Annotated in this window: 15 protein-coding genes; 9 read left to right on the plus strand and 6 right to left on the minus strand. The window is 72.9% G+C overall.

From position 1 onward, the window contains the following. Positions 1-86 precede the first annotated feature (86 nt). Both PYR72_RS30550 and PYR72_RS30555 read left to right on the plus strand, forming a co-directional pair. Positions 87-1,244, plus strand: coding sequence for an acyl-CoA dehydrogenase family protein (locus tag PYR72_RS30550; protein WP_275458260.1), 1,158 nt, complete (start codon positions 87-89; stop codon positions 1,242-1,244). 35 nt (positions 1,245-1,279) lie between these two features. Continuing rightward, on the plus strand, positions 1,280-2,176 hold the full coding sequence (locus PYR72_RS30555) for an acyl-CoA thioesterase II (RefSeq protein ID WP_275458261.1): 897 nt from the start codon (positions 1,280-1,282) through the stop codon (positions 2,174-2,176). On the opposite strand, the gene PYR72_RS30560 is transcribed toward PYR72_RS30555, so the two are convergent. Both PYR72_RS30560 and PYR72_RS30565 read right to left on the minus strand, forming a co-directional pair. Then, entirely contained in the window at positions 2,163-2,957 is a 795-nt protein-coding gene (locus PYR72_RS30560) for a phosphatase (protein ID WP_013003398.1), read from the minus strand. The genes PYR72_RS30555 and PYR72_RS30560 overlap by 14 nt on opposite strands. 97 nt (positions 2,958-3,054) lie before the next feature. After that, positions 3,055-4,617 (minus strand): PucR family transcriptional regulator, encoded by a 1,563-nt coding sequence (locus tag PYR72_RS30565; protein WP_275458262.1) that lies wholly within the window; start codon positions 4,615-4,617, stop codon positions 3,055-3,057. 112 nt (positions 4,618-4,729) lie between these two features. On the opposite strand from PYR72_RS30565, the gene speB reads away from it, so the two are divergent. Both speB and PYR72_RS30575 read left to right on the plus strand, forming a co-directional pair. Next, positions 4,730-5,710, plus strand: a complete 981-nt coding sequence (speB, locus tag PYR72_RS30570) for an agmatinase (protein ID WP_059080999.1) — start codon at positions 4,730-4,732, stop codon at positions 5,708-5,710. Between the two features lie 25 nt (positions 5,711-5,735). Next, positions 5,736-7,421, plus strand: coding sequence for a thiamine pyrophosphate-binding protein (locus PYR72_RS30575; protein ID WP_275458263.1), 1,686 nt, complete (start codon positions 5,736-5,738; stop codon positions 7,419-7,421). 12 nt (positions 7,422-7,433) lie between these two features. Here the strand turns inward: PYR72_RS30575 and PYR72_RS30580 are convergent, their stop codons facing one another. Next, positions 7,434-8,048, minus strand: a complete 615-nt coding sequence (locus PYR72_RS30580; protein ID WP_275458264.1) for a TetR/AcrR family transcriptional regulator — start codon at positions 8,046-8,048, stop codon at positions 7,434-7,436. Positions 8,049-8,153: 105 nt separating this feature from the next. Here PYR72_RS30580 and PYR72_RS30585 point away from each other — a divergent pair, with 105 nt between their 5' ends. Next, positions 8,154-9,062, plus strand: coding sequence for an alpha/beta hydrolase (locus PYR72_RS30585; RefSeq protein WP_275458265.1), 909 nt, complete (start codon positions 8,154-8,156; stop codon positions 9,060-9,062). A gap of 88 nt (positions 9,063-9,150) precedes the next feature. On the opposite strand, the gene PYR72_RS30590 is transcribed toward PYR72_RS30585, so the two are convergent. Together PYR72_RS30590 and PYR72_RS30595 are read right to left on the minus strand one after the other, a co-directional pair. Further along, the gene (locus PYR72_RS30590) at positions 9,151-10,641 is read right to left on the minus strand and encodes an FG-GAP-like repeat-containing protein (RefSeq protein WP_275458266.1); all 1,491 of its coding nucleotides are present in this window, start codon (positions 10,639-10,641) and stop codon (positions 9,151-9,153) included. 219 nt (positions 10,642-10,860) lie between these two features. Further along, positions 10,861-11,667, minus strand: a complete 807-nt coding sequence (locus tag PYR72_RS30595) for an endonuclease (protein WP_275458267.1) — start codon at positions 11,665-11,667, stop codon at positions 10,861-10,863. An 819-nt stretch (positions 11,668-12,486) separates the two neighbouring features. On the opposite strand from PYR72_RS30595, the gene PYR72_RS30600 reads away from it, so the two are divergent. Further along, the gene (locus tag PYR72_RS30600; protein WP_275458268.1) at positions 12,487-13,824 is read left to right on the plus strand and encodes a phosphatase PAP2 family protein; all 1,338 of its coding nucleotides are present in this window, start codon (positions 12,487-12,489) and stop codon (positions 13,822-13,824) included. Positions 13,825-14,165: 341 nt separating this feature from the next. On the opposite strand, the gene PYR72_RS30605 is transcribed toward PYR72_RS30600, so the two are convergent. Further along, positions 14,166-14,531, minus strand: coding sequence for a DUF4180 domain-containing protein (locus PYR72_RS30605; RefSeq protein WP_275458269.1), 366 nt, complete (start codon positions 14,529-14,531; stop codon positions 14,166-14,168). A gap of 229 nt (positions 14,532-14,760) precedes the next feature. Here PYR72_RS30605 and PYR72_RS30610 point away from each other — a divergent pair, with 229 nt between their 5' ends. The 3 genes from PYR72_RS30610 to PYR72_RS30620 all read left to right on the plus strand — a co-directional run bounded on the left by PYR72_RS30610 (position 14,761) and on the right by PYR72_RS30620 (position 20,034). Beyond that, positions 14,761-15,654 (plus strand): serine hydrolase, encoded by an 894-nt coding sequence (locus tag PYR72_RS30610; RefSeq protein ID WP_275460568.1) that lies wholly within the window; start codon positions 14,761-14,763, stop codon positions 15,652-15,654. Positions 15,655-15,761: 107 nt separating this feature from the next. Then, a complete protein-coding gene (locus PYR72_RS30615) occupies positions 15,762-19,562 on the plus strand; it encodes an ABC transporter ATP-binding protein (protein WP_275458270.1) in 3,801 nt (1,266 codons plus the stop codon). Between the two features lie 121 nt (positions 19,563-19,683). Further along, positions 19,684-20,034 carry a hypothetical protein gene (locus PYR72_RS30620; protein WP_275458271.1) on the plus strand — a complete coding sequence of 117 codons (351 nt, stop codon included), beginning with the start codon at positions 19,684-19,686 and terminating at the stop codon, positions 20,032-20,034. Positions 20,035-20,220 lie beyond the last annotated feature (186 nt).

A 20,220-nucleotide genomic window follows, 5' to 3' on the forward strand; every position in this document is an offset into this window, starting at 1 on the left:
TACCTTTTGATCTGAGCAAGCGCTTAGCCGTGCGAGGCAGTGGGCGCTTGGGCACATCCGAAGGTACTCAGGTGGAGGTGGCGGCGGTGCGTCGTACGGTGTTCAACGAGGATCACGAGGCGTTCCGGGAGACCCTGCGTGCCTTCATCGAGGCCGAGGTCGTGCCCGAGTACGACGAGTGGCTGGCCGCCGGCCAGGCGCCGCGCGAGTTCTACTACAAGCTCGCCGACCTGGGCGTCTTCGGCATCCGGGTGGACGAGGAGTACGGCGGCGCCGGCATCGACTCGTACAAGTTCGAGGCCATCCTGTACGAGGAGACCGCCCGCGCGGGCATCACGTTCGGTGGCTCCGGCGTGCACGTCCTGCTCGGCCTGCCCTATGTCAAGCTGCTCGCCACCGACGAGCAGAAGAAGCGCTACCTGCCCAAGTTCGTCTCCGGCGAGGAGATGTGGGCGATCGCGATGACCGAGCCGGGCACGGGCTCCGACCTCGCGGGCATGAAGACCACCGCCAAGCTCAGCGAGGACGGCACGCACTACGTCCTCAACGGCTCCAAGACCTTCATCACCGGCGGCGTCCACGCCGACCAGATGATCGTCTGCGCCCGGACCGACGCGCCCAGCGCCGAGGACCGCCGGCACGGCATATCCCTCCTCGTGGTGGACACCAAGTCCGAGGGCTACTCGATCGGCCGCAAGCTGGACAAGCTCGGCCTGAAGACCTCCGACACCGCCGAGCTGGCGTTCGTCGACGTCAAGGTGCCCGTCGAGAACCTCCTCGGCGAGGAGAACAAGGGCTTCTACTACCTCGGCCACAACCTCGCCTCCGAGCGCTGGGGCATCGCCTACGGCGCCTACGCGCAGGCCAAGGCCGCCGTCCGGTTCGCCAAGCAGTACGTGCAGGAGCGCACCGTCTTCGGCAAGCCCGTCGCGCACTTCCAGAACACCAAGTTCGAGCTGGCCGCCTGCCAGGCCGAGGTGGACGCGGCCGAGGCCGTCGCCGACCGCGCCACGGAGGCCCTCGACGCCGGTGAGCTGACGCCCGCCGAGGCCGCCAGCGCCAAGCTCTTCTGCACCGAGGTCGCCCACCGCGTCATCGACCGCTGCCTCCAGCTGCACGGCGGCTACGGCTTCATGAACGAGTACCCGATCGCCCGCCTGTACGCGGACAACCGCGTCAACCGCATCTACGGCGGCACCAGCGAGATCATGAAGTCGATCATCGCCAAGGACATGGGTCTGTAAGGTCCCGGAAAACACCGTTCTGTACAACTGACCCCATGAGTCAGGCACTGCAGTCACTCCTCGATCTGCTCGACCTGGAGCAGATCGAGGAAAACATCTTCCGCGGCCGGTCCCGGCCCGCCATCGTCCCGAGGGTCTTCGGCGGGCAGGTCGCGGCCCAGGCGCTCGTCGCCGCCGGGCGCACGGTCCCCGCCGACCGGCTCCCGCACTCCCTCCACGCGTACTTCCTGCGCATCGGCGACGCCGGCGCGCCCATCGTGTACACCGTGGAGCGCATGAACGACGGCCGCTCCTTCACCGCGCGCCGCGTCGTCGCCGTCCAGCACGGGCAGCCGATCTTCGCCCTCTCCGCGTCCTTCCAGCGGTACGAGGACGGCCTCGACCACCAGGCCCCGATGCCCGACGCGCCCGACCCGGACTCCCTGCCCACCGCCGAGCAGGTGCTGCCGACGTACGGCCTCGACCCCGCCGTGGTGGAGAAGGCGCTGGAGGCCCGGGCCGCCGTCGACCTCCGCTACGTCGACGACCCGCCCTACGGCCGCTACGGCGAGCCCCGCGAACCGCGCTCCCAGGTCTGGTTCCGCGCCAACGGCAAGCTCGACGACGACCCCCTCCTGCACGTCGTCCTCGCCACCTACGTCTCCGACATGACGCTCCTGGACTCCATCCTGCTCGCGCACGGGCGCGGCGGCTGGGCCGTCGGCGACGTCGTCGGGGCCTCGCTCGACCACGCCATGTGGTTCCACCGGCCGTTCCGCGCCGACGAGTGGCTCCTGTACGACCAGGAGTCACCGTCGGCGTCGGCGGGCCGGGGCCTCGGCCAGGGCCGGATCTACACGCAGGACGGACGCCTCGCGATCTCCGTGATCCAGGAGGGCGTCGTCCGCGTACCGAGGGAGCGGCCCGGGGCGCCGGGGGCTACGCCTCGCTGAGCCCCGCCTGCTGCAGCAGGTACGCCGACATCGGGTCGTAGTGGCGCGGGCTGACCACGTGGTCGTCGAGCGGGACCACGGCCTGGAGGGTGCCCTCGGACTCGCCGAGGAAGAGGGCGGGGTCGTTGGAGTCCGCGTAGCCGACGGAGTCGACGCCGAGCTGGCCCGCGCAGCCCGCCCAGCCGTGGTCGGCGACGACCAGGTCGGGCAGCGGCCGGCCGGCGCCCTCCAGGCCCCGCAGGATGGCCCGCATCGGCTCGGGGGAGTGGGTGTGCCAGAGCGTGGCGCCGTGTTCGAGGACGGCCACGTCCGCGAACTGCATGACGTACCCCTCCTCCGTCTGCAGGCCGTCCGGGATGACGACGATCTCGCAGCCGGCCGCGCGCAGCGCCCGCGCCGTCTCGTTGTGCACCTGGAGCAGCCCTCCGGGGTGGCCGGTGGCGAACAGCACGCGCTGCCCGCCCTCCGCCGCCTTGCGCAGCCGGGCCGCCATGCGCTCCAGCGCGTCGACGGTCAGGTCCGGGTCGATGGTGTCCTGGCCGTAGCGGTACCCCGGGTCGTCGTTGACACCGACGCGCTCCGCCATCACGGCCAGCACGTCCTGCTCGTCGCTCCAGCGGTCCCCCAGCTCCAGACCGAGCCAGTAGTGGCGGTTGCCGTTGGCCAGTTCGCGGTAGTGGGAGAGGTTGTTCTCGCGCGGCGTGGCCACATCACCCGCGATACGCGTCCGTACGAGGTGCTCGATCAGCTCGGCGCGGCTGGGGGTCCCGGATATCGGCATGGGTCCATTGTGAGGCAGACGGCCGCGGGAGTCGCGGGCGTCCCCGCCGCTGCGACCTGCGTCACTCCCCGGCGGACGGACGGCCTCCGGCCGCCGCTCACGCCTGCCGCAGCGCGAACCACAACTCCATCCGTACGTCCGGGTCGTCGAGGTCCGCGCCCAGCAACGCCGCACACCGCCCGATCCGTTGGCGGACCGTGTTGCGGTGCACCGCCAGCGCGACGGCCGTACGGTCCCAACTCCCGTGCAGGGAGAGCCAGGTGCGCAGTGTCTCGGTGAGCGCGGCGGCGCCGGACGCCTCGGCCAGCGGGGCCAGCAGGGCCCGGGCGTGGGCGGCCGCGTCCGCCTCCGGCACCAGGTCGGACAGGGCGGTACGGGAGCCGTGCCGGACGAGCGCCGCCCGGGTCGCTCCGGCGCGCGCCAGCGCGCGGGCGGCCTGCGCGTCGGCCGCCGGCCACGCGTGCGGCTCTGCGGGCGCGCTCACGCCGCACGTCCAGCCGGGCTGCGCGGTGACCTCGCGGTCGGCGGGGACGAGGACGCGGACGACGTCGCCGTGCGCGTCGACCAGCGCGGAGCCCAGGGCGGCGCCGAGCGCGGCGGCGGCGAGGGCGTCGGGGTGGCCGCCGTCGGTGGGGCGGGCGTGGACGACCGACCGGCGGGGGTCGCCGCCCAGGAGGGGGGCGACCTCCTCCGGAGGGGTGCCCAGCAGGAGGCGTACGAGGGCGGACGCGCGGGCCGCGCCGGTGCCGCTCTGCTGTTCGCCGACGAGGAGGGAGAGGAGGACGGCCGCGACCGAGGCGATGGTGTGGTCGCCGGGGGCCCGGTGCGCGGTGGCCACGCCGAGGGTGAAGCCGTTGCCTCCGGTGGTGAGGGCGTAGGCGGCGAGGTGGGTGCCGTCGACCGTGTCGGTCGCGGAGGTGGGGGGTCGGGGTGTGGTGGTGGGTGCGGGGGCGTGGGGGCTGGTCGCGCCCCTGGCGGGGCCGGGGCGGACCACGGTTGCCAGGGCTGCCAGGCCCTGGTGGACGGGTTCGTCGTACTCCCGCCCCGCCGCTGCCGGTACCGTCCCCTCCGGGCCGTACAGGACCGCCGCGCCGTTCACACGCCGCGCGAGCTGCCGCAGGACCGCGCGTACCGGGTCCGGGCGGGACGCGGCCGCCGCCAGGCCCTGCTGGGCCTCCGTCACCCGGCGGAGTTCGGCGTGGCGGGCGCGGGCCATGAGCTGCCAGACCGCGCGGGCCACGCCGGAGAAGGTGGTGCCGGGCGGCACCTCGACCAGGGGCAGGCCGTGGGCGTCGCAGGCGGCGACCAGGGCGTTCGGGACCCGGTCGTGCACCGGGGCGACGCCGAAGCCGAGGGCCGCGCCGCCGGCCGCGACGATACGGGAGACGTACGTGTCGAAGTAGCCGCCCGGCCCGGCCGCCTCCGGGATGTGGACACCGGCCGTCAGCAGCAGCTCGCCGCCCAGCAGGTACGGGTACGGGTCCGCCATCTCCGAGGTGTGCGCCCAGTGGACCGCCGGGTCCGCGTCCACCGGGCCGGCGATCCGCCGCAGCCCCAGATCCCCGTGGGCCAGCAGCGCGGAGAGGGGCACGGGCGGGGTGGGAGGGACGGCGGGGGCGGGGGAGGGCGCCGGGTCGGGTACCGCCGGGTCCGGCGTCATGTGCGTTTCCTCCATTGCATCCCGCTCGAATGGAGGAAACGTACACTTCGCAGGCGGGCGGCGGCGACCTAGGGTCGATGCCGGTCACCCCGCAGAAGGAAGGCAGCACACCATGAGCGGCAACGAGACGCCCCGCGGCCCCGTCGACTCCTCGCGCATCCCGCGCTACGCCGGGCCCGCGACCTACGCCCGGCTCCCCCGGCTGGACGAGGTGGGCCGCGCGGACGTGGCGGTCGTGGGCGTGCCGTTCGACTCGGGCGTCTCCTACCGGCCGGGCGCCCGCTTCGGCGGCAACGCGATCCGCGAGGCGTCCCGGCTGCTGCGCCCCTACAACCCGGCGCAGGACGCCTCCCCCTTCGCCCTCGCGCAGGTCGCGGACGCCGGTGACATCGCCGCCAACCCGTTCAACATCGAGGAGGCGGTGGAGACGGTCGAGGCAGCCGCGGACGAGCTGCTCGGGACGGGCGCCCGCCTGATGACCCTCGGCGGCGACCACACCATCGCACTCCCGCTGCTGCGGTCGGTCGCCAAGAAGCACGGGCCGGTGGCCCTGCTCCACTTCGACGCGCACCTCGACACCTGGGACACGTACTTCGGCGCCGCGTACACCCACGGCACCCCGTTCCGGCGCGCGGTGGAGGAGGGCATCCTCGACACCGAGGCCCTCTCGCACGTGGGCACGCGCGGCCCGCTGTACGGCAAGCAGGACCTCACCGACGACGCGAAGATGGGCTTCGGGATCGTCACCTCGGCGGACGTGATGCGGCGCGGACCCGACGAGGTCGCCGACCAGCTGCGGCAGCGCATCGGCGACCGGCCCCTCTACATCTCCATCGACATCGACTGCCTCGACCCGGCCCACGCGCCGGGCACCGGCACGCCGGAGGCCGGCGGGATGACCTCGCGGGAACTCCTGGAGATCCTGCGGGGCCTCGCCTCCTGCCACCTGGTCTCCGCCGACGTCGTCGAGGTGGCACCCGCGTACGATCACGCCGAGATCACCGCGGTGGCCGCCTCGCACACGGCCTACGAACTCACCACGATCATGTCCCGCCAGATCGCCGAGGCCCGTGCGGAGAACGCGGGCCGGTGATCCGCGACAAGGAGAAGGCAGCGCAGTGACCCACGACCACGACCTGGTGCTCCGCCCGACCGCCGCCCAGACGGAGGCCGCGCTGAACCCTCCCCCCGGCCGTCACGGCGGAGACCTGGTCGTGGAGACCCTGGCCGCACTCGGCGCGACGACGGTGTTCGGGCTCCCCGGCCAGCACGCCCTGCCCGTGTTCGACGCGCTGCGCCGCTCCGGCCTGCGGTACATCGGCCTGCGGGTGGAGAACAACGCCGGGTTCGCGGCGGACGCGTACGGCCGGATCACCGGCGAGGCGGCCCCGCTGCTGCTGTCGACGGGACCGGGCGCGCTGACGTCGCTGGCCGCGCTCCAGGAGGCCGCGGCGGCCTCGGCGCCGGTGCTGGCGATCAGCAGCCAGGTCCCCCGGGCCGGCCTGGGCGGCGGTCGCCACGGCTACCTCCACGAACTCACCGACCAGGCCGCCTCGTTCCGGGGCGTGGTGAAGTCCGTCCACACGGTCCGTACGCAGTCGCAGATCCCGTCCGCGATCGAGGCGGCCTGGAAGTCGGCGCTGTCGGCCCCGCACGGCCCGGTGTGGGTGGAGATCCCGCAGGACGTGCTGTCCGCCGAGACGTCGATCCCGGTGGTGACGGGCGGCGACGCGTTCCCGGAGGAGTTGCCGCCGCGTCCCGAACTGACCGCCGTGGCGGCCCACCTGCTGTCCACCGCCGCCCGCCCCGCGATCATCGCGGGCGGCGGGGTCGTCCGGGCCGACGCCTCGGGCAAGCTGCGGCAGCTCGCGGAGCGGCTGTCGGCTCCGGTCGTGACGACGTACGGAGGCAAGGGCGCCTTCCCGTGGACGCACCCGCTGTCGCTGCGGTCCTGGATGGAGGACCGGCACACCACGGACTTCCTGGAGGACGCGGACGTGCTCCTCGTCGTCGGCTCGGGCCTCGGTGAACTCTCCTCCAACTACCACACGTTCGCGCCGCGCGGCCGGGTGATCCAGATCGAGGCGGACCTCGGGAAGCTGGAGTCCAACCACCCGGCGCTCGGCATCCACGCCGACGCGCGCCTGGCGCTGACGGCACTGCTGGAGACGATCGAGGAGCCGCGCGCGGACGCGTCCGCGCCCGACCGCGTGCGGGACGTCCTCGACCGGGTCCACGCCCGCGTCGACGCCCAGGAACTCACCCTGGAACAGGAGCTGCTGGCGTCCGTCCGCCGGGCCCTCCCGGCCCGCGCGCCCTCCTTCTGGGACATGACGATCCTGTCCTACTGGGCCTGGGCCGCGTTCGACCCCGAGGGCCCCAACACCATGCACTCCGCCCAGGGTTCGGGCGGCCTCGGCTACGCCTTCCCGGCCGCCCTCGGCGCGGCGGCGGCCGACCCCACCCACCCGGTGCTGGCCGTCTCCGGCGACGGCGGCGCGCTCTACTCGATCGCCGAGCTGGCCACCGCCCGGCAGTACGACCTGAACGTCACCTGGCTGATCGTCGACGACGGCGGCTACGGCATCCTCCGCGCGTACATGACCGACGCGTACGGCGGGGCGACCGGCACGGAGCTGTCCCGCCCCGACTACGTGGCCCTGGCGGAGTCCTTCGGCGTCCCGGGCGTGCGCACCACCCCCGAGTCCCTCGCGAGCGACCTGGCCGCGTCCCTCGCCACGCCCGGGCCTTCCGTGGTCGTCCTCCCGGCGGTGCTGCGGATGTTCGCGCCGACGCACGTCTGACGCGGGCCGGGTTCAGGGGCGCAGGCGGGAGGCCAGGCCCTCGAAGTAGCCGCGGTGGACGGCGGTCAGGTCGACCTGGTCGGGGTCGAGGAGCCAGAGCAGGTGGGCGCCTTCGAGGAAGGCGGCCACCTCGGTCGCCAGGAGGGCCGGGTTCAGGTCCGGGCGGGCCGTGCCGTCGGCCGCCGCCCGGGTGAACAGGGCCGTGAGATGGGCGCGCAGGGCCCGGCCCCGGTCGCGGAACCAGGTGTGGAGGGGGGCGCCCGGTTCCAGGTTCTCGGCCGTCAGGGTGGTGTGCAGGGCGGTCAGTTCGCGAGCGGCGGCCGCCGTGTGCTCGGCGTCCCGCACGAACCAGTCGAACGCCTCGTCGAGCGTGGGCTCCGAGGACGGGGTGGCCGACAACCGGGCCAGGGCGCGCCGGTCGGCCTCCTCCAGGACCGCGCGGACCAGGCCGTCCTTGCTGCCGAAGTGATGGATGAGGGCGGAGGGGGTCACGCCCGCCCGTTCCGCGATCGCGGCGACGCCGGTCCCTCGTACGCCCTGCTGGGAGAAGAGCGTGATCGCCGCGTCCACCATCGCGCGACGGCGTTCCACGCCCCGCTGCTGCACCTGTCCCTTGACTCCGGCCATGCGATCAGGGTGCCGGGTGCGGCGGCGACGCGTCCACCTCGGAAAACCTCGTGCGGGATCTCCGTCCGGCCATTATCTTGAACGACCATGCAGGAAAATGAAGTCATGAGCGAGGACCTGGTCGGCCGCGAGCGGATCGTCCCGGTGGACGGCATCGAGGTGTGGGCGGAGGAGTTCGGCGCGCCGGAGCATCCGGCCGTGCTGCTGGTGATGGGCGCGCAGGCGCAGGGGGTCCAGTGGAACGACGGGATCGTGCGGCGGCTCGTGGACGGAGGGCGGCGGGTGATCCGGTACGACCACCGCGACACCGGGCGGTCCTCCGTCGTCGACTTCGCCGTGCGGCCGTACATCGTCGCGGACATGGCCTCGGACGCGCTGGCCGTGCTGGACGCGTTCGGCGTGGAGAGGGCGCATCTGGTCGGGGCGTCGCTGGGCGGGATCATCGCGCAGCGGATCGCCGTGACGGATCCGGAGCGGGTGCTGAGCCTGACGAGTCTGTCGTCGCAGCCGCTCGGTACGGACACGGCGGCCGCGGTGGGGCGGGCCCTGGCGGGAGAGCAGCCCAGGCCCGGCGAACTGCCCCCGCCGAGTGCCGGGTTGCTGGCCGTGCTCGCCACCACGCTGCCCGACCCGGAGGCGGGACCGGACGGGTACCTCGCCGCGCGGCTGCCGCTGTGGCGGGTGCTGCACGGCTCGGTGCTGCCGTTCGACGAGGAGGAGTACCGGCGCATGGAGCGGCGGGTGTACGAGCGGGCGCGCGATCTGGCCGCCGGGTTCCACCACACCCTCGCCGGGTCGGCCGGCGGGGACGACACGGCGGCCCTGGCCTCCGTCACCGCGCCGACGCTGGTGCTGCACGGCACGGAGGACCCGATGTTCCCGCCGGCCCACGGGGAGGCCACCGCCGCCGCGATCCCGGGCGCCCGGCTGGTCCTGGTCGAAGGGCTGGGGCACACCCTGCCCGTGGCCCTGGACGCCCGCCTGGCCGAGGAGATCCTGCGCCACACCGTCTGACCGGTACGGGCACAGGCCCCTGGCCCGGCGTGACCGCGCGTGGCCGTCACGCCGGACCGGGGAGCCGGTACCGGTCAGCGGGCGTCGGTCAGCGCAGGAACGCGCCGAACATCGCGTCCGTCGCCGGCGCCGAGACGTCGCCGGGGCCGAAGGAGAGCGCGCCCGTGGTGGTCAGGCCCGTGCCGGTGCCGGGGAGGACCCAGACGGCCCCGTTGTCGCTGTTCTCGGCGGGGGCGCCGACGGCGAGGTCGGGGTGGCCGTTGCCGTCGAGGTCCACCAGGGCCGTGGTGGTGCCGAACTTGTCCTCCGCCTCGGCGGCGCCGGGGACCCCGGCGGTGTTCTGGTGGAAGACCTTCGTCCCGGCGCCGGTGACGCCGGCGGCGCTGCCGGGGACCAGGGCGACCGCGCCGGTGTTGGTGATGTCGTCGACGTCCTCGTAGGCGATGCCGAGGGCGAGGTCGGCGTAGCCGTCGCCGGTGACGTCGGCGACCGAGACCGCCGAGCCGACGAGGTCGCCCTCCTCCTGGGCGCCGGGGAAGCCGGGCAGGTTCTGGTCGAAGGTCTGGACGTTGGACTCGGAGGTGCCGGTGGCGGAGCCGTAGGCCACGCGGACCTGGTCGGTCCAGCCGTCGGCGCCCACGACGATGTCGTCGTAACCGTCGCCGTTCACGTCGCCCAGGCCCGTGCCGGCCGGGGTGCGGGTCACGTCGTCGCCGGGGGCGAAGCCGCGCTTGAAGCCCGTGGCAGCGCCCAGCAGGAGCCGGTTGCCGTAGGTCCCGTCGCCCGTGTAGTACCACTGGACCAGGTCGTCGCGGCCGTCGCCGTTGACGTCCCCGACCTGGCCGGAGACGACCGGGCCGGTGATGGAGGACGGGCCGTTCTCGCAGCCGTGGCCGGTGGCGCAGGAGGCGTCCTCCTCGTACCAGCCCCACCACAGGGACTTGTCGAGGAGCGGGAGGACGGCCTTGGGCTTGGCCGCGCGGGAGATGGGGCCCTTCCACAGGGCCGCCGGGGCGCCCTCGGGGTCGTCGCCGCTGATGTTCTGGACGGAGAAGAGGGCGAGGTCGGTCTTGCCGTCGCCGTCGAAGTCGCCCGCCTGCGGGGCCGCCCCGTACTTGGCGATGCTCGTACCGCCGGTCAGCCCGGAGGCCGACCCCCAGACGATCACCGAGCCCGCCGTGCCGCCGGAGATCACCAGGTCGCCGTAGCCGTCCCGGTCCAGGTCGCCCTTGGTGAACGTCGAGCCGAAGCGCTGGTTCGCCGTGGCGGCGCCCGGCACCCCGCTCGTCGAGCGGCTGATCAGCTTCTTCTTCGCCGCCGAGGCCCCGCTCTTCGAGCCGTACAGGACGGTCACATAGCCCGCCTTGGCCTTCCCGGACACCTTGCCGTTCGGGGCGCCGACGACCAGGTCGCCGTATCCGTCGCCGTTGAAGTCGTCCGCCACGCCCACCTTCGCGGGGGCGGCCGAGGCCGGTCCGAGCGACAGCGCCGTCAGGCCCCCGGTCAGCAGCGCCACCGCCGCCATGGAGGCGCTCAGCCGTGTCGCGCGGATGCTGTGTCGTGCTCGAACTCGTGACATGCACGTGCCTTTCGGGTCGGTGTGGTCCGGCGTGGCGGAGGAGCCGCGTCCGTGTAGTCCGACTCGACGGGGCCTTCATCGGTTGTACGTGCGAATGTCATGGGTCGGTAACTGAGCGATCCCGACCGGGGCGGGCGGCCGCGGCCGGGGAAACGGCGAACCCCCGGCCCGTACGTGGGGGATGTACGGGGCCGGGGGTCCACCGCGCTCGGCGGGCGGTTACCAGATCGCCTCGACCCACTCCGGGTGGTCGATGAACGGGTTGCGGTTGTGCTGGTAGGTGTCGTAGATGACCTGGTTGCGGCGCTCCTCGAAGGCGCTCGGCGGGTCCGCCTCGTTCCACGCCTTCAGGACGGAGAGCTTGCCCATGTACGGGTTGGAGCCGTTGCCCACCCTCTCGTTGGGCTCCAGGTCGGGCCAGCCGTCGTCGCCCTCGTAGCGGACGGCCATGTAGAGGATGATGCGGGCCACGTCGCCCCGGTCGGCCGCGCGCGGCGCGAAGGAGTCGGAGTCGACGGTGGAGCCGCCGCCGTTGGTGACGGCGCTGCCGCCGTTGTCGAAGTCCAGGTTGCCGCGGGTGCTGTTGACCGTCACGTCGCAGGCGCGCAGGTGGTGCAGGTCGGTGCCGGGGCCGATCGCCTCGCCGAAGTCGCCGTGGGACTTGGCCCAGGTGTGCTCGCGGTTCCAGTCGCCGACGTCACCGCCGTTGAGGGACTTGCTGCGGGAGACACCGCTGTACAGCAGGAGCACGTTGCTGCTGTTGTTCGGGTCCTGGTCGGTGACCTTCAGCGCGTTCCAGACCGCGGAGTACGAGATCTTGGAGACGTTGGCGCTGATGATCGTGTGGAGGGAGGACTTCAGGGCCGTGCCGGACTTGCCGATCGCGTTCTTGTAGTACGTGCTGTCGTAGGCGGTCGTCGTCGCCGAGGCCGGGGAGGCGGTGGCCGCCGGGAGGACGATGCCGACGAGCACGGCCGACGTCGCGAGAGCGACCGACTTCCAACTGCGTATCCGCGCAGCGGGCATGAGGGGTGTCCCTTCCCAGAGGGCCGCGCAGTACGAGGAGTTGCTTCGGGGAGTCTCGTTCTACGCGGGTTGACTGTGTGGGCAATCGAGAGATTGGCATGGACGGGTCAGTCCATGTGTTACGGGGAGAAGGCGATTCGGTGACGTTCTGGCCAACGGGGCAACCCTTGTGCCCCAGGCTTCTCTCGCGTGTTCCCACCCGAGGGGAGGCCCCCATTGACGTGGGAAATCAGGCGTGTTGAGCGGGTGCGGGGCGGGAGGTCCGGCCGGCCCGCCCCTCGGCCGGTCCCCGGGCCGGTCCGCCCGAGTGCGCGGCGCGCTCTATGCCTTCTCCCGGCTGTCACCGATGCTGGTGGGGAACGCGAGGGCGGACCGGGGCGAGTGGGGGTGGACCAGTGGACGAGCCGTGGACCGGCTCCGCGTCGCGTGGCGGACGCGGTGCCCGTGTGTCCTGCCGCGAGCAACCTCACGGGGCGGCCGGCGGTCTTCCCAGGGGCGATCCCGCGTGTGATCCGGGATCCCGCCCGCGGTCGCCGGGATCCCGCTCGTGATCCCGGAAACCGTGTGCGTGATCCTTGATCGTGCCCGTGGTCCTCGATCCCGTGCCCGTGGTCCTCGATCCCGTGCGCGTGATCGCCGATTCCGCGCCCGTGATCCCGGATCGCGAGCGCGGTCCCGCCCGCCGGGAACGGTCCACCCGCCCCCACCAGCCACCGGAAAGCCATGCTGCACACCGAGAGAAGACCCGGCCCCGCGAACGAGACGACGGCCGGGTAGGTGATATCCAAGGTCTCGCGGGTGGTCCCGCGAATACGAAGCGTGCTGTCGTCCGTCGAGTGGCGCCGGCCGAGGGCGATTCTGTGGGCCGTGGCGGGTGTCGCGACCCTCGGATTCATCCTTGCGCTGGAGATCGCCTCACGGGGCTACGGACTGCCGGGTCCGATCACCAACCAGGCACGAGAGGTGATCTTCGCCCCCAAGTCGGGGCCGCTGCTGTACGCCAGCATGGCGTTGACGATGGTCGTGCTCACCTGGCGGCAACGGTTCATCGCGGCCGGTGTCGCGATCGGGATCGACGTCGTCTTCTTCCTGGTGCGCTGGGCCCTCGACGCGAAGATGATGTTCGGCAACGGCGCGCTGTGGGTGCTGCTGGGCTGCGCGGTCATCGCCCTCACCCGCCGCACCGGCCGTGAACGGGCACTGCTGCTGAAGGGCGTCGGGCTGGGTCTGCTGCTGGTGACCGGCCGCAAGACCGGGGACGCCTGGCTGCTGATCACGTCCAAGACCCGCCCGACGGTGCTCGATCCGTACCTGGCCACCGCCGACCACGCGCTGGGCAACCCGTCGTGGCTGGTGGGCCGGCTGGTCCGGGCCACCGGCCCGGTCGGCACCCACCTCCTCGACTGGGTCTACATCCAGCTCGCGGTGGCCGCGGTCGGTGTCGCGCTCTACCAGTTGCGCCACGTGGCCGCCGAGCGCCGCTTCCCGCGCCACCACCTGGTGCGCACGTTCCTGGTGATCGGCCTCCTCGGGCCGGGCATCTACATGATCTTCCCGGTCGTCGGGCCGGTCTTCGCCTACGGCTCCGGCGCGTTCGGCACCGGCGGCGGGCAGTGGGCGCTCGCCCACCTGTGGCCCGACGTCCCGCCGCCGGTCGGGGTCCCGCACGCGATGCCGTACGACGACCTCACCCCGCGCAACTGCATGCCCAGTCTGCACACGGCCTGGGCGACGGCGATCTTCATCCACTCCCGCGGCGGCCCGCGCTTCCTGCGCCACGCGGGCACCTTCTGGCTGATCGCCACGCTCACCGCGACGCTGGGCTTCGGTTACCACTACGGCGTGGATCTCATCGCCGGTGTCGTCTTCACGCTCACCATCGAGGCGGCCCTGCGCACGGCCGACCGCGGCTGGGACCGGTCGGGTGTGTGGCTGGTCGTCCACGGCGTGACCGTGTTCGCCGCGCTGCTGCTGGCCTATCGGTTCCTGTCGCTGGAGATGGCCCGTTACCCGTGGGTATTCGGGCCGCTCCTGCTGCTGCTGATGGCCTCGGTCGGCTACGGCTACCTGCGCAACGAAAGACGGTGGGCCGGGACGTCCGCGTCGGCACGCCGCCCGGAGCCCTCGGCGGAGCGACAGCACGAACTCGTCGGCTGAGCACCGGTTCCGGGGGCGGGCGTACGGCGGGCGCCGCGCGGGCCGGACGGGCCGGGCCCGCCCCGCGCGTGGTGGCGGCCCGCCGCGCGCGACGACGGCTCACCGGGGCCCACCCGACCGGGGTGGGTGACGAGGCGGCGCTCCGGGGCCGTGCCGAGGGTGGCACACCGGGCCGTCCGGGCCCCGGACGCCCCCACGGCGCGACGCGTGCGGACGCGTCCGCGTCCGTCCGTACCGTCCGCACGCGCGCGCACGCACGCACGCACGAGATCTTGTCCTGTTTCCGATCCCGGAGGGTCCCGCGGCAGCCGCGGGACCCGACCCGGCCCGTGCCGGGGTCCTCAGCCCCGCAGGCGCTCGCGCAGTTCGTCGAGGTCGGTCAGGAACCACGTCTGACGACCGCGGTTGCACTCACGGACGAAGTCCCGCAGGGACGAACTGGCCTCCGTGTGGCGGGAGATGTCACCGATCACGGCGAGGCGGACGCCGTACTGGACGAACTTCTGGACGATGTCGCCCGCGACCCGCGTACGCAGCTCGAAGAACGCCTCGTCGAACCGCTCGGCCGGGACGACGACCCAGCCGGCGCCCTGGTACCCGGCGTCGCCGATGAGATCCAGGGCGTCGCTCTCGCGGGCGATCCTCCCGCCCTCGGGGGCGCACATCAGCACGGGCACGTCGTGGATCGTCTCCAGGGTGGTCGTCATGACGCCGACCCTAGGGGCCGGGGGCGGAGCGGGGGCGCGATTCAGAAGCGAACTGGCGTACAACTATCGTGCATTCTCGCGAGTCGACTGTGGTGAACCCGCCCTCGGCGGGTTCCAGTCGCTCATAGGGGATGGGAAAAGGTAGATGACTCACCGGATATCGGGGGTATCCCGGGTGTCGCGTACGTCCAGGAGTGCGCGTGTGGTGGCTGCGGGGATCGGCGCCGGGATGATCGTGTCCTCGGCGGCCGTGGCGTTCGCGCCGGCGGCCGGTGCGGCGCCGACACCGCAGGTCAGTTGTACGTCGAAGCAGGCCGGGCTGGCCGACAAGCTGCAGAAGGACATCACCGCCGCGCTGGCGAAGCGGAAGGGGACGGTGGCCGTCGGGCTGTCGGAGCGGACCACCGGCACCACCTGCACGCTGCGCGGGGACACCGCCTTCGACTCGGCCAGCGTCGTGAAGGTGACGGTGCTCGCCGCGCTGCTGTTCGACGCGAAGAAGACGAACCGCTATCTCACCGACCGTGAGACCAAGCTCGCCACCGCCATGATCACCCAGTCGGACAACGCCTCCACCAGCACCCTGTGGAAGCAGCTCGGCATGAAGAAGATCAAGGCGTTCCTGACCGCCGCCCAGATGACCCAGACCAAGCCGGGCGCGGACAACTACTGGGGCCTCACCCAGATCACCGTCCGGGACGAGCAGCGCCTGCTCGCGCTGCTCACCGCGAAGAACACCGTGCTGAGCGACAACGCCCGCGCGTACGTCCTCAAGCTCATGAACAAGGTCGTCGCCTCGCAGCGCTGGGGCACCCCCGCCGGGGCCCCCTCCACCGTGAAGGTGCACGTCAAGAACGGGTGGCTGTCCCGCGCCACGCACGGCTGGCGGGTGCACAGCGTCGGCACGTTCACCGGCGGCGGTCGGGACTACACGATCACCGTGCTCACCCACGGCAACGCGGACATGCAGTACGGCGTCAACACCATCCAGGGCGTCGCCAAGGTGATCCACAAGGATCTCGTACCCGTCGCCAAGAGCGCCTCGGGTGCGCCGAGCGTGCAGCGCTACGTGCCCACCGACCGGCCCCAGGAGGCGACCGTCCCGGTGCCCGAGAACGGGTGACGCGGGTTCCGTCATCCGGACCGTGAGCCCGGCGGCGGCCACCACCCCGGCCGCCGCCGGACAGCCCCACCGGGGGCGCGAGCGTCCTCCCGAATTGTTGCGGCGGGATGAAATCCGCGGCCCCACGTGTTGGTCTCCAGCGGAGACCAGGACGGACGGAGGGCACCGGCGTGACAGCGCAGCAGGGGGGCGACCGAGGGTGGGCGCGCAGACTCGCCGGATACGCCTGGCGGCATCCCCGGGACGTGATCCTCGCCCTCGGCTCGTCCCTCGGCGGTATGGCCGTGATGGCCCTGGTCCCCCTGATCACCAAGGTGATCATCGATGACGTGATCGGGGACCGGACCCGGGCCATGGCCCCCTGGGCGGCGGCCCTGATCGGCGCCGCCCTCCTGGTGTACGTCTTCACCTACGTCCGCCGCTACTACGGCGGCCGTCTCGCGCTCGACGTCCAGCACGACCTGCGCACGGAGATGTACGGGACGATCACCGGACTCGACGGGCGGCGGCAGGACGAGCTGTCCACCGGGCAGGTCGTCGGCCGCGCCACCAGCGACCTCCAGCTGATCCAGGGCCTGCTCTTCATGCTGCCGATGACCATCGGCAACATCCTGCTGTTCCTGATCTCCCTCGTGATCATGGCGTGGCTGTCCCTCCCCCTCACCCTGGTCGCGGTCGCCGTCGCCCCCGCGCTGTGGTGGATCGCCCGGCGCAGCCGCGCCCGGCTGCACCCCGCCACCTGGTACGCCCAGGCCCAGGCCGCCGCCGTCGCGGGCGTGGTCGACGGCGCCGTCAGCGGCGTCCGCGTGGTCAAGGGGTTCGGGCAGGAGGAGCAGGAGACCGGGAAGCTGCGGGAGGTCGGCCGGCGGCTCTACGCGGGCCGGCTGCGGACCATCCGGTTCAATTCCCGGTACACCCCCGCCCTCCAGGCCGTCCCCGCCCTCGGCCAGGTCGCGATGCTGGCGCTCGGCGGCTGGCTGGCCGTGCGCGGCCACATCACGCTCGGCACGTTCGTCGCGTTCTCCACCTACCTCGCCCAGCTCGTCGGCCCCGTCCGCATGCTCGCCATGGTCCTCACCGTCGGCCAGCAGGCCCGCGCCGGCACCGAGCGCGTCCTGGAGCTGATCGACACCGAGCCCACGCTCGCCGACGGCACCAAGGACCTCCCCGCAGACGCGCCCGCGACCGTCGAGTTCGACGACGTCTCCTTCGCCTATGAGGACGGGCGCCCGGTTCTCGACGGCCTCAGCTTCGAGATCCGTCCCGGGGAGACCCTCGCCGTCGTCGGCTCCTCCGGCTCCGGCAAGTCCACCGTCTCCCTCCTCCTCCCGCGCTTCTACGACGTGTCCCGCGGCGCCGTCCTCATCGGCGGCCACGACGTCCGCGAACTCACCCTCGGCTCGCTGCGCGCCGCGATCGGCCTGGTCCCCGAGGACTCCTTCCTCTTCTCCGACACGGTCCGCGCCAACATCGCCTACGGCCGCCCCGACGCGACCGACGAACAGATCGAGGCCGCCGCCCGCGCCGCCCAGGCGGACCGTTTCATCGCCGAGCTGCCCGACGGCTACGCCACCAAGGTCGGCGAGCACGGCCTCACCCTCTCCGGCGGCCAGCGCCAGCGCGTCGCCCTCGCCCGCGCGATCCTCACCGACCCCCGCCTGCTCGTCCTCGACGACGCGACCTCCGCCGTGGACGCCCGCGTGGAGCACGAGATCCACGAGGCCCTGACCCGCGTCATGGAGGGCCGTACGACCCTCCTGATCGCCCACCGCCGCTCCACCCTGAACCTCGCCGACCGCATCGCCGTCCTCGACGGGGGCCGCCTCGCCGACATCGGCACCCACGAGGAGCTGGAGCGCCGCTCCGCCCTCTACCGCCGGCTGCTCACGGACCCCGACGAACTCGGCGGTGTCTCGCCCGGGCACACCCCCACGGCCTCCCTCGCCCAGGCCGAGGACACCCCCGTACGCGACTCGATAAGGGACGAGCTGGACGCCGAGTTCGACGCCGAGCGCGGCATCACGCCCCGGCTGTGGACCGGTGACCGCGAGCCCCGCGACACCGCCTTCGACGGCACCCCCGCCACCCCCGAACTCCTCGCCCAGGTCGAGGCGCTGCCCCCGGCGACCGACACCCCCGGCATCGACGAGGCCCGCGCGGTCGCGCCGGAGGAGTCGTACGGGCTGCGGCGGCTGCTGCGCGGCTTCGGCCTGCCCCTGCTGATCAGCCTGGGGCTCGTCGCCGTGGACGCGGGCACGGGCCTGCTGCTGCCCGTGCTGATCCGGCACGGCATCGACGACGGTGTCTCCCAGGCGGCCCTCGGCGCGGTCTGGGCCGCGTCCCTGCTGGGCCTGGTCGCGGTGCTCGCCCAGTGGGCGGCGCAGATCGGCGAGACGCGGATGACCGGCCGGACCGGCGAACGCGTCCTGTACTCCCTGCGCCTGAAGATCTTCGCCCAGCTCCAGCGCCTCGGACTCGACTACTACGAGCGGGAGCTGACGGGCCGGATCATGACCCGGATGACGACCGACGTGGACGCCCTGTCGTCGTTCCTGCAGACGGGCCTCGTCACGGCCTTCGTCTCCGTCGTCACCTTCTTCGGCATCATGGTCGCCCTGCTGGTGCTGGACGTGGAGCTCGCCCTCGTCGTCTTCGCCACGCTCCCGCCGCTGATCGTCTGCACGTTCTTCTTCCGGCGGGCGAGCGTGAAGGCGTACGAGCTGGCCCGCGAGCGGGTGTCCGTGGTCAACGCGGACCTCCAGGAGTCGGTGGCCGGGCTGCGGATCGTGCAGGCGTTCCGGGGCGAGCGCGCGGGCGGCGAGCGGTTCACGGCCGGCAGCGACAGCTACCGCCGGGCCCGGATCCACGGCCAGTGGCTGATCTCCCTCTACTTCCCGTTCGTGCAGTTCCTGTCCTCGGCGGCGGCCGCGGCCGTCCTGATCGTCGGCGCCCACCGCGTCGACGCGGGCACCCTGACGACCGGCGCCCTGGTCGCCTACCTCCTCTACATCGACCTGTTCTTCGCCCCCGTCCAGCAGCTCTCCCAGGTCTTCGACGGCTACCAGCAGGCCACCGTCTCCCTGGGCCGCATCCAGGAACTCCTGCGCGAGCCGACGTCCACGAAGTCCGCCGCCGAGCCGCGCCGGGTCCGCTCGCTGCGTGGCGAGATCAGGTTCGAGGACGTGGACTTCGCCTACGGCTCCGCAGACGGGGAAGCCGCCCTGAGCGGGGTGGCGCTGTCGATCCCCGCCGGCCAGACCGTCGCCTTCGTCGGCGAGACCGGCGCCGGCAAGTCGACGCTCGTCAAGCTCGTCGCCCGCTTCTACGACCCGACCGGCGGCCGGGTCACCGTGGACGGCACCGACCTGCGCGATCTCGACCTGACCTCGTACCGGCACCGGCTGGGCGTCGTCCCCCAGGAGGCGTACCTCTTCCAGGGCACGGTCCGGGACGCCATCGCCTACGGCCGTCCCGACGCGACCGACGCCGAGGTGGAGGCCGCCTCCCGCGCGGTCGGCGCCCACGACATGATCGCCACGCTCGACGGCGGCTACCTCCACGAGGTCGCCGAGCGCGGCCGCAACCTCTCCGCCGGGCAGCGGCAGCTGATCGCCCTGGCCCGCGCGGAGCTGGTGAGCCCGGACGTGCTGCTCCTCGACGAGGCGACGGCCGCGCTCGACCTGGCCACCGAGGCGCAGGTCAACCAGGCCACCGACCGGCTCGCCGGGCGCCGGACGACCCTGGTCGTCGCCCACCGGCTCACCACAGCGGCCCGCGCCGACCGCGTCGTCGTGATGGACCACGGCCGGGTCGTGGAGGACGGCACCCATGACGAGCTCCTCGCCCGCGAGGGCCGGTACGCGGCACTGTGGCGCACGTTCGTGGGCGAGCCGGTTCTGAAGCCGTAGCGTCCCTCCGTAGCGTGTTCCCTTGAGCGCGCAACCGTTCGAGGGGGGTTGCGCGTCCGTACATCAGTACGGGTGGGTGGCGGGAGGGGCTGCAGTGAGCGGGCGTGGGATACGTCGGCGCGTGGCGCTCGTACTGGCCGTGCTGACGACCGCCGGGCTGCTGGCCCTGGCGGGGCCGCCGACGAGTGCGGAGGCGGCCGCGTCGTGCGCCGGGCGCAAGGTGCGGACGCTGACCTTCGACACCGGCACCATACGGGTCTACCGCAAGGGCGGCCGGTACGTCTGCGCCGTCCTCGTGCCGCGGAAGCCCGCCCGCAAGGGGACCCTGCGCATCCGGGCCTGGGGCGGCCAGTGGGTGCGCAACGAGAAGCACCCCGCCGGTCCCGTGACCGTGCACGCGGGCCGGCGTCCGGTGTGCATCAAGGCGAGGGCGGGCGGCCGGAGTTACGACTCGGGCTGGATCCTGCGCTGAACCGCCCCGCCCGTCCCGCCCGTCCCGCGCCGGCTCCGGACTCCCGGCGGGCCGGTGCCCCGCACAGGGTTTTCCCTATCCCTCCCGGCTGCGGCCGAAAGCAGTCCAGTTGGCCCCTTTCTTCCCTGGTGCCCCGGCGGTGGCTCCGATAGCTTCCGGCGCACAGCCGCTGCACAACTGCATAGC

It is taken from the genome of Streptomyces sp. VNUA24, from assembly GCF_029167005.1.
In the GTDB taxonomy this organism is placed as follows: Bacteria; Actinomycetota; Actinomycetes; order Streptomycetales; family Streptomycetaceae; genus Streptomyces; species Streptomyces scabiei.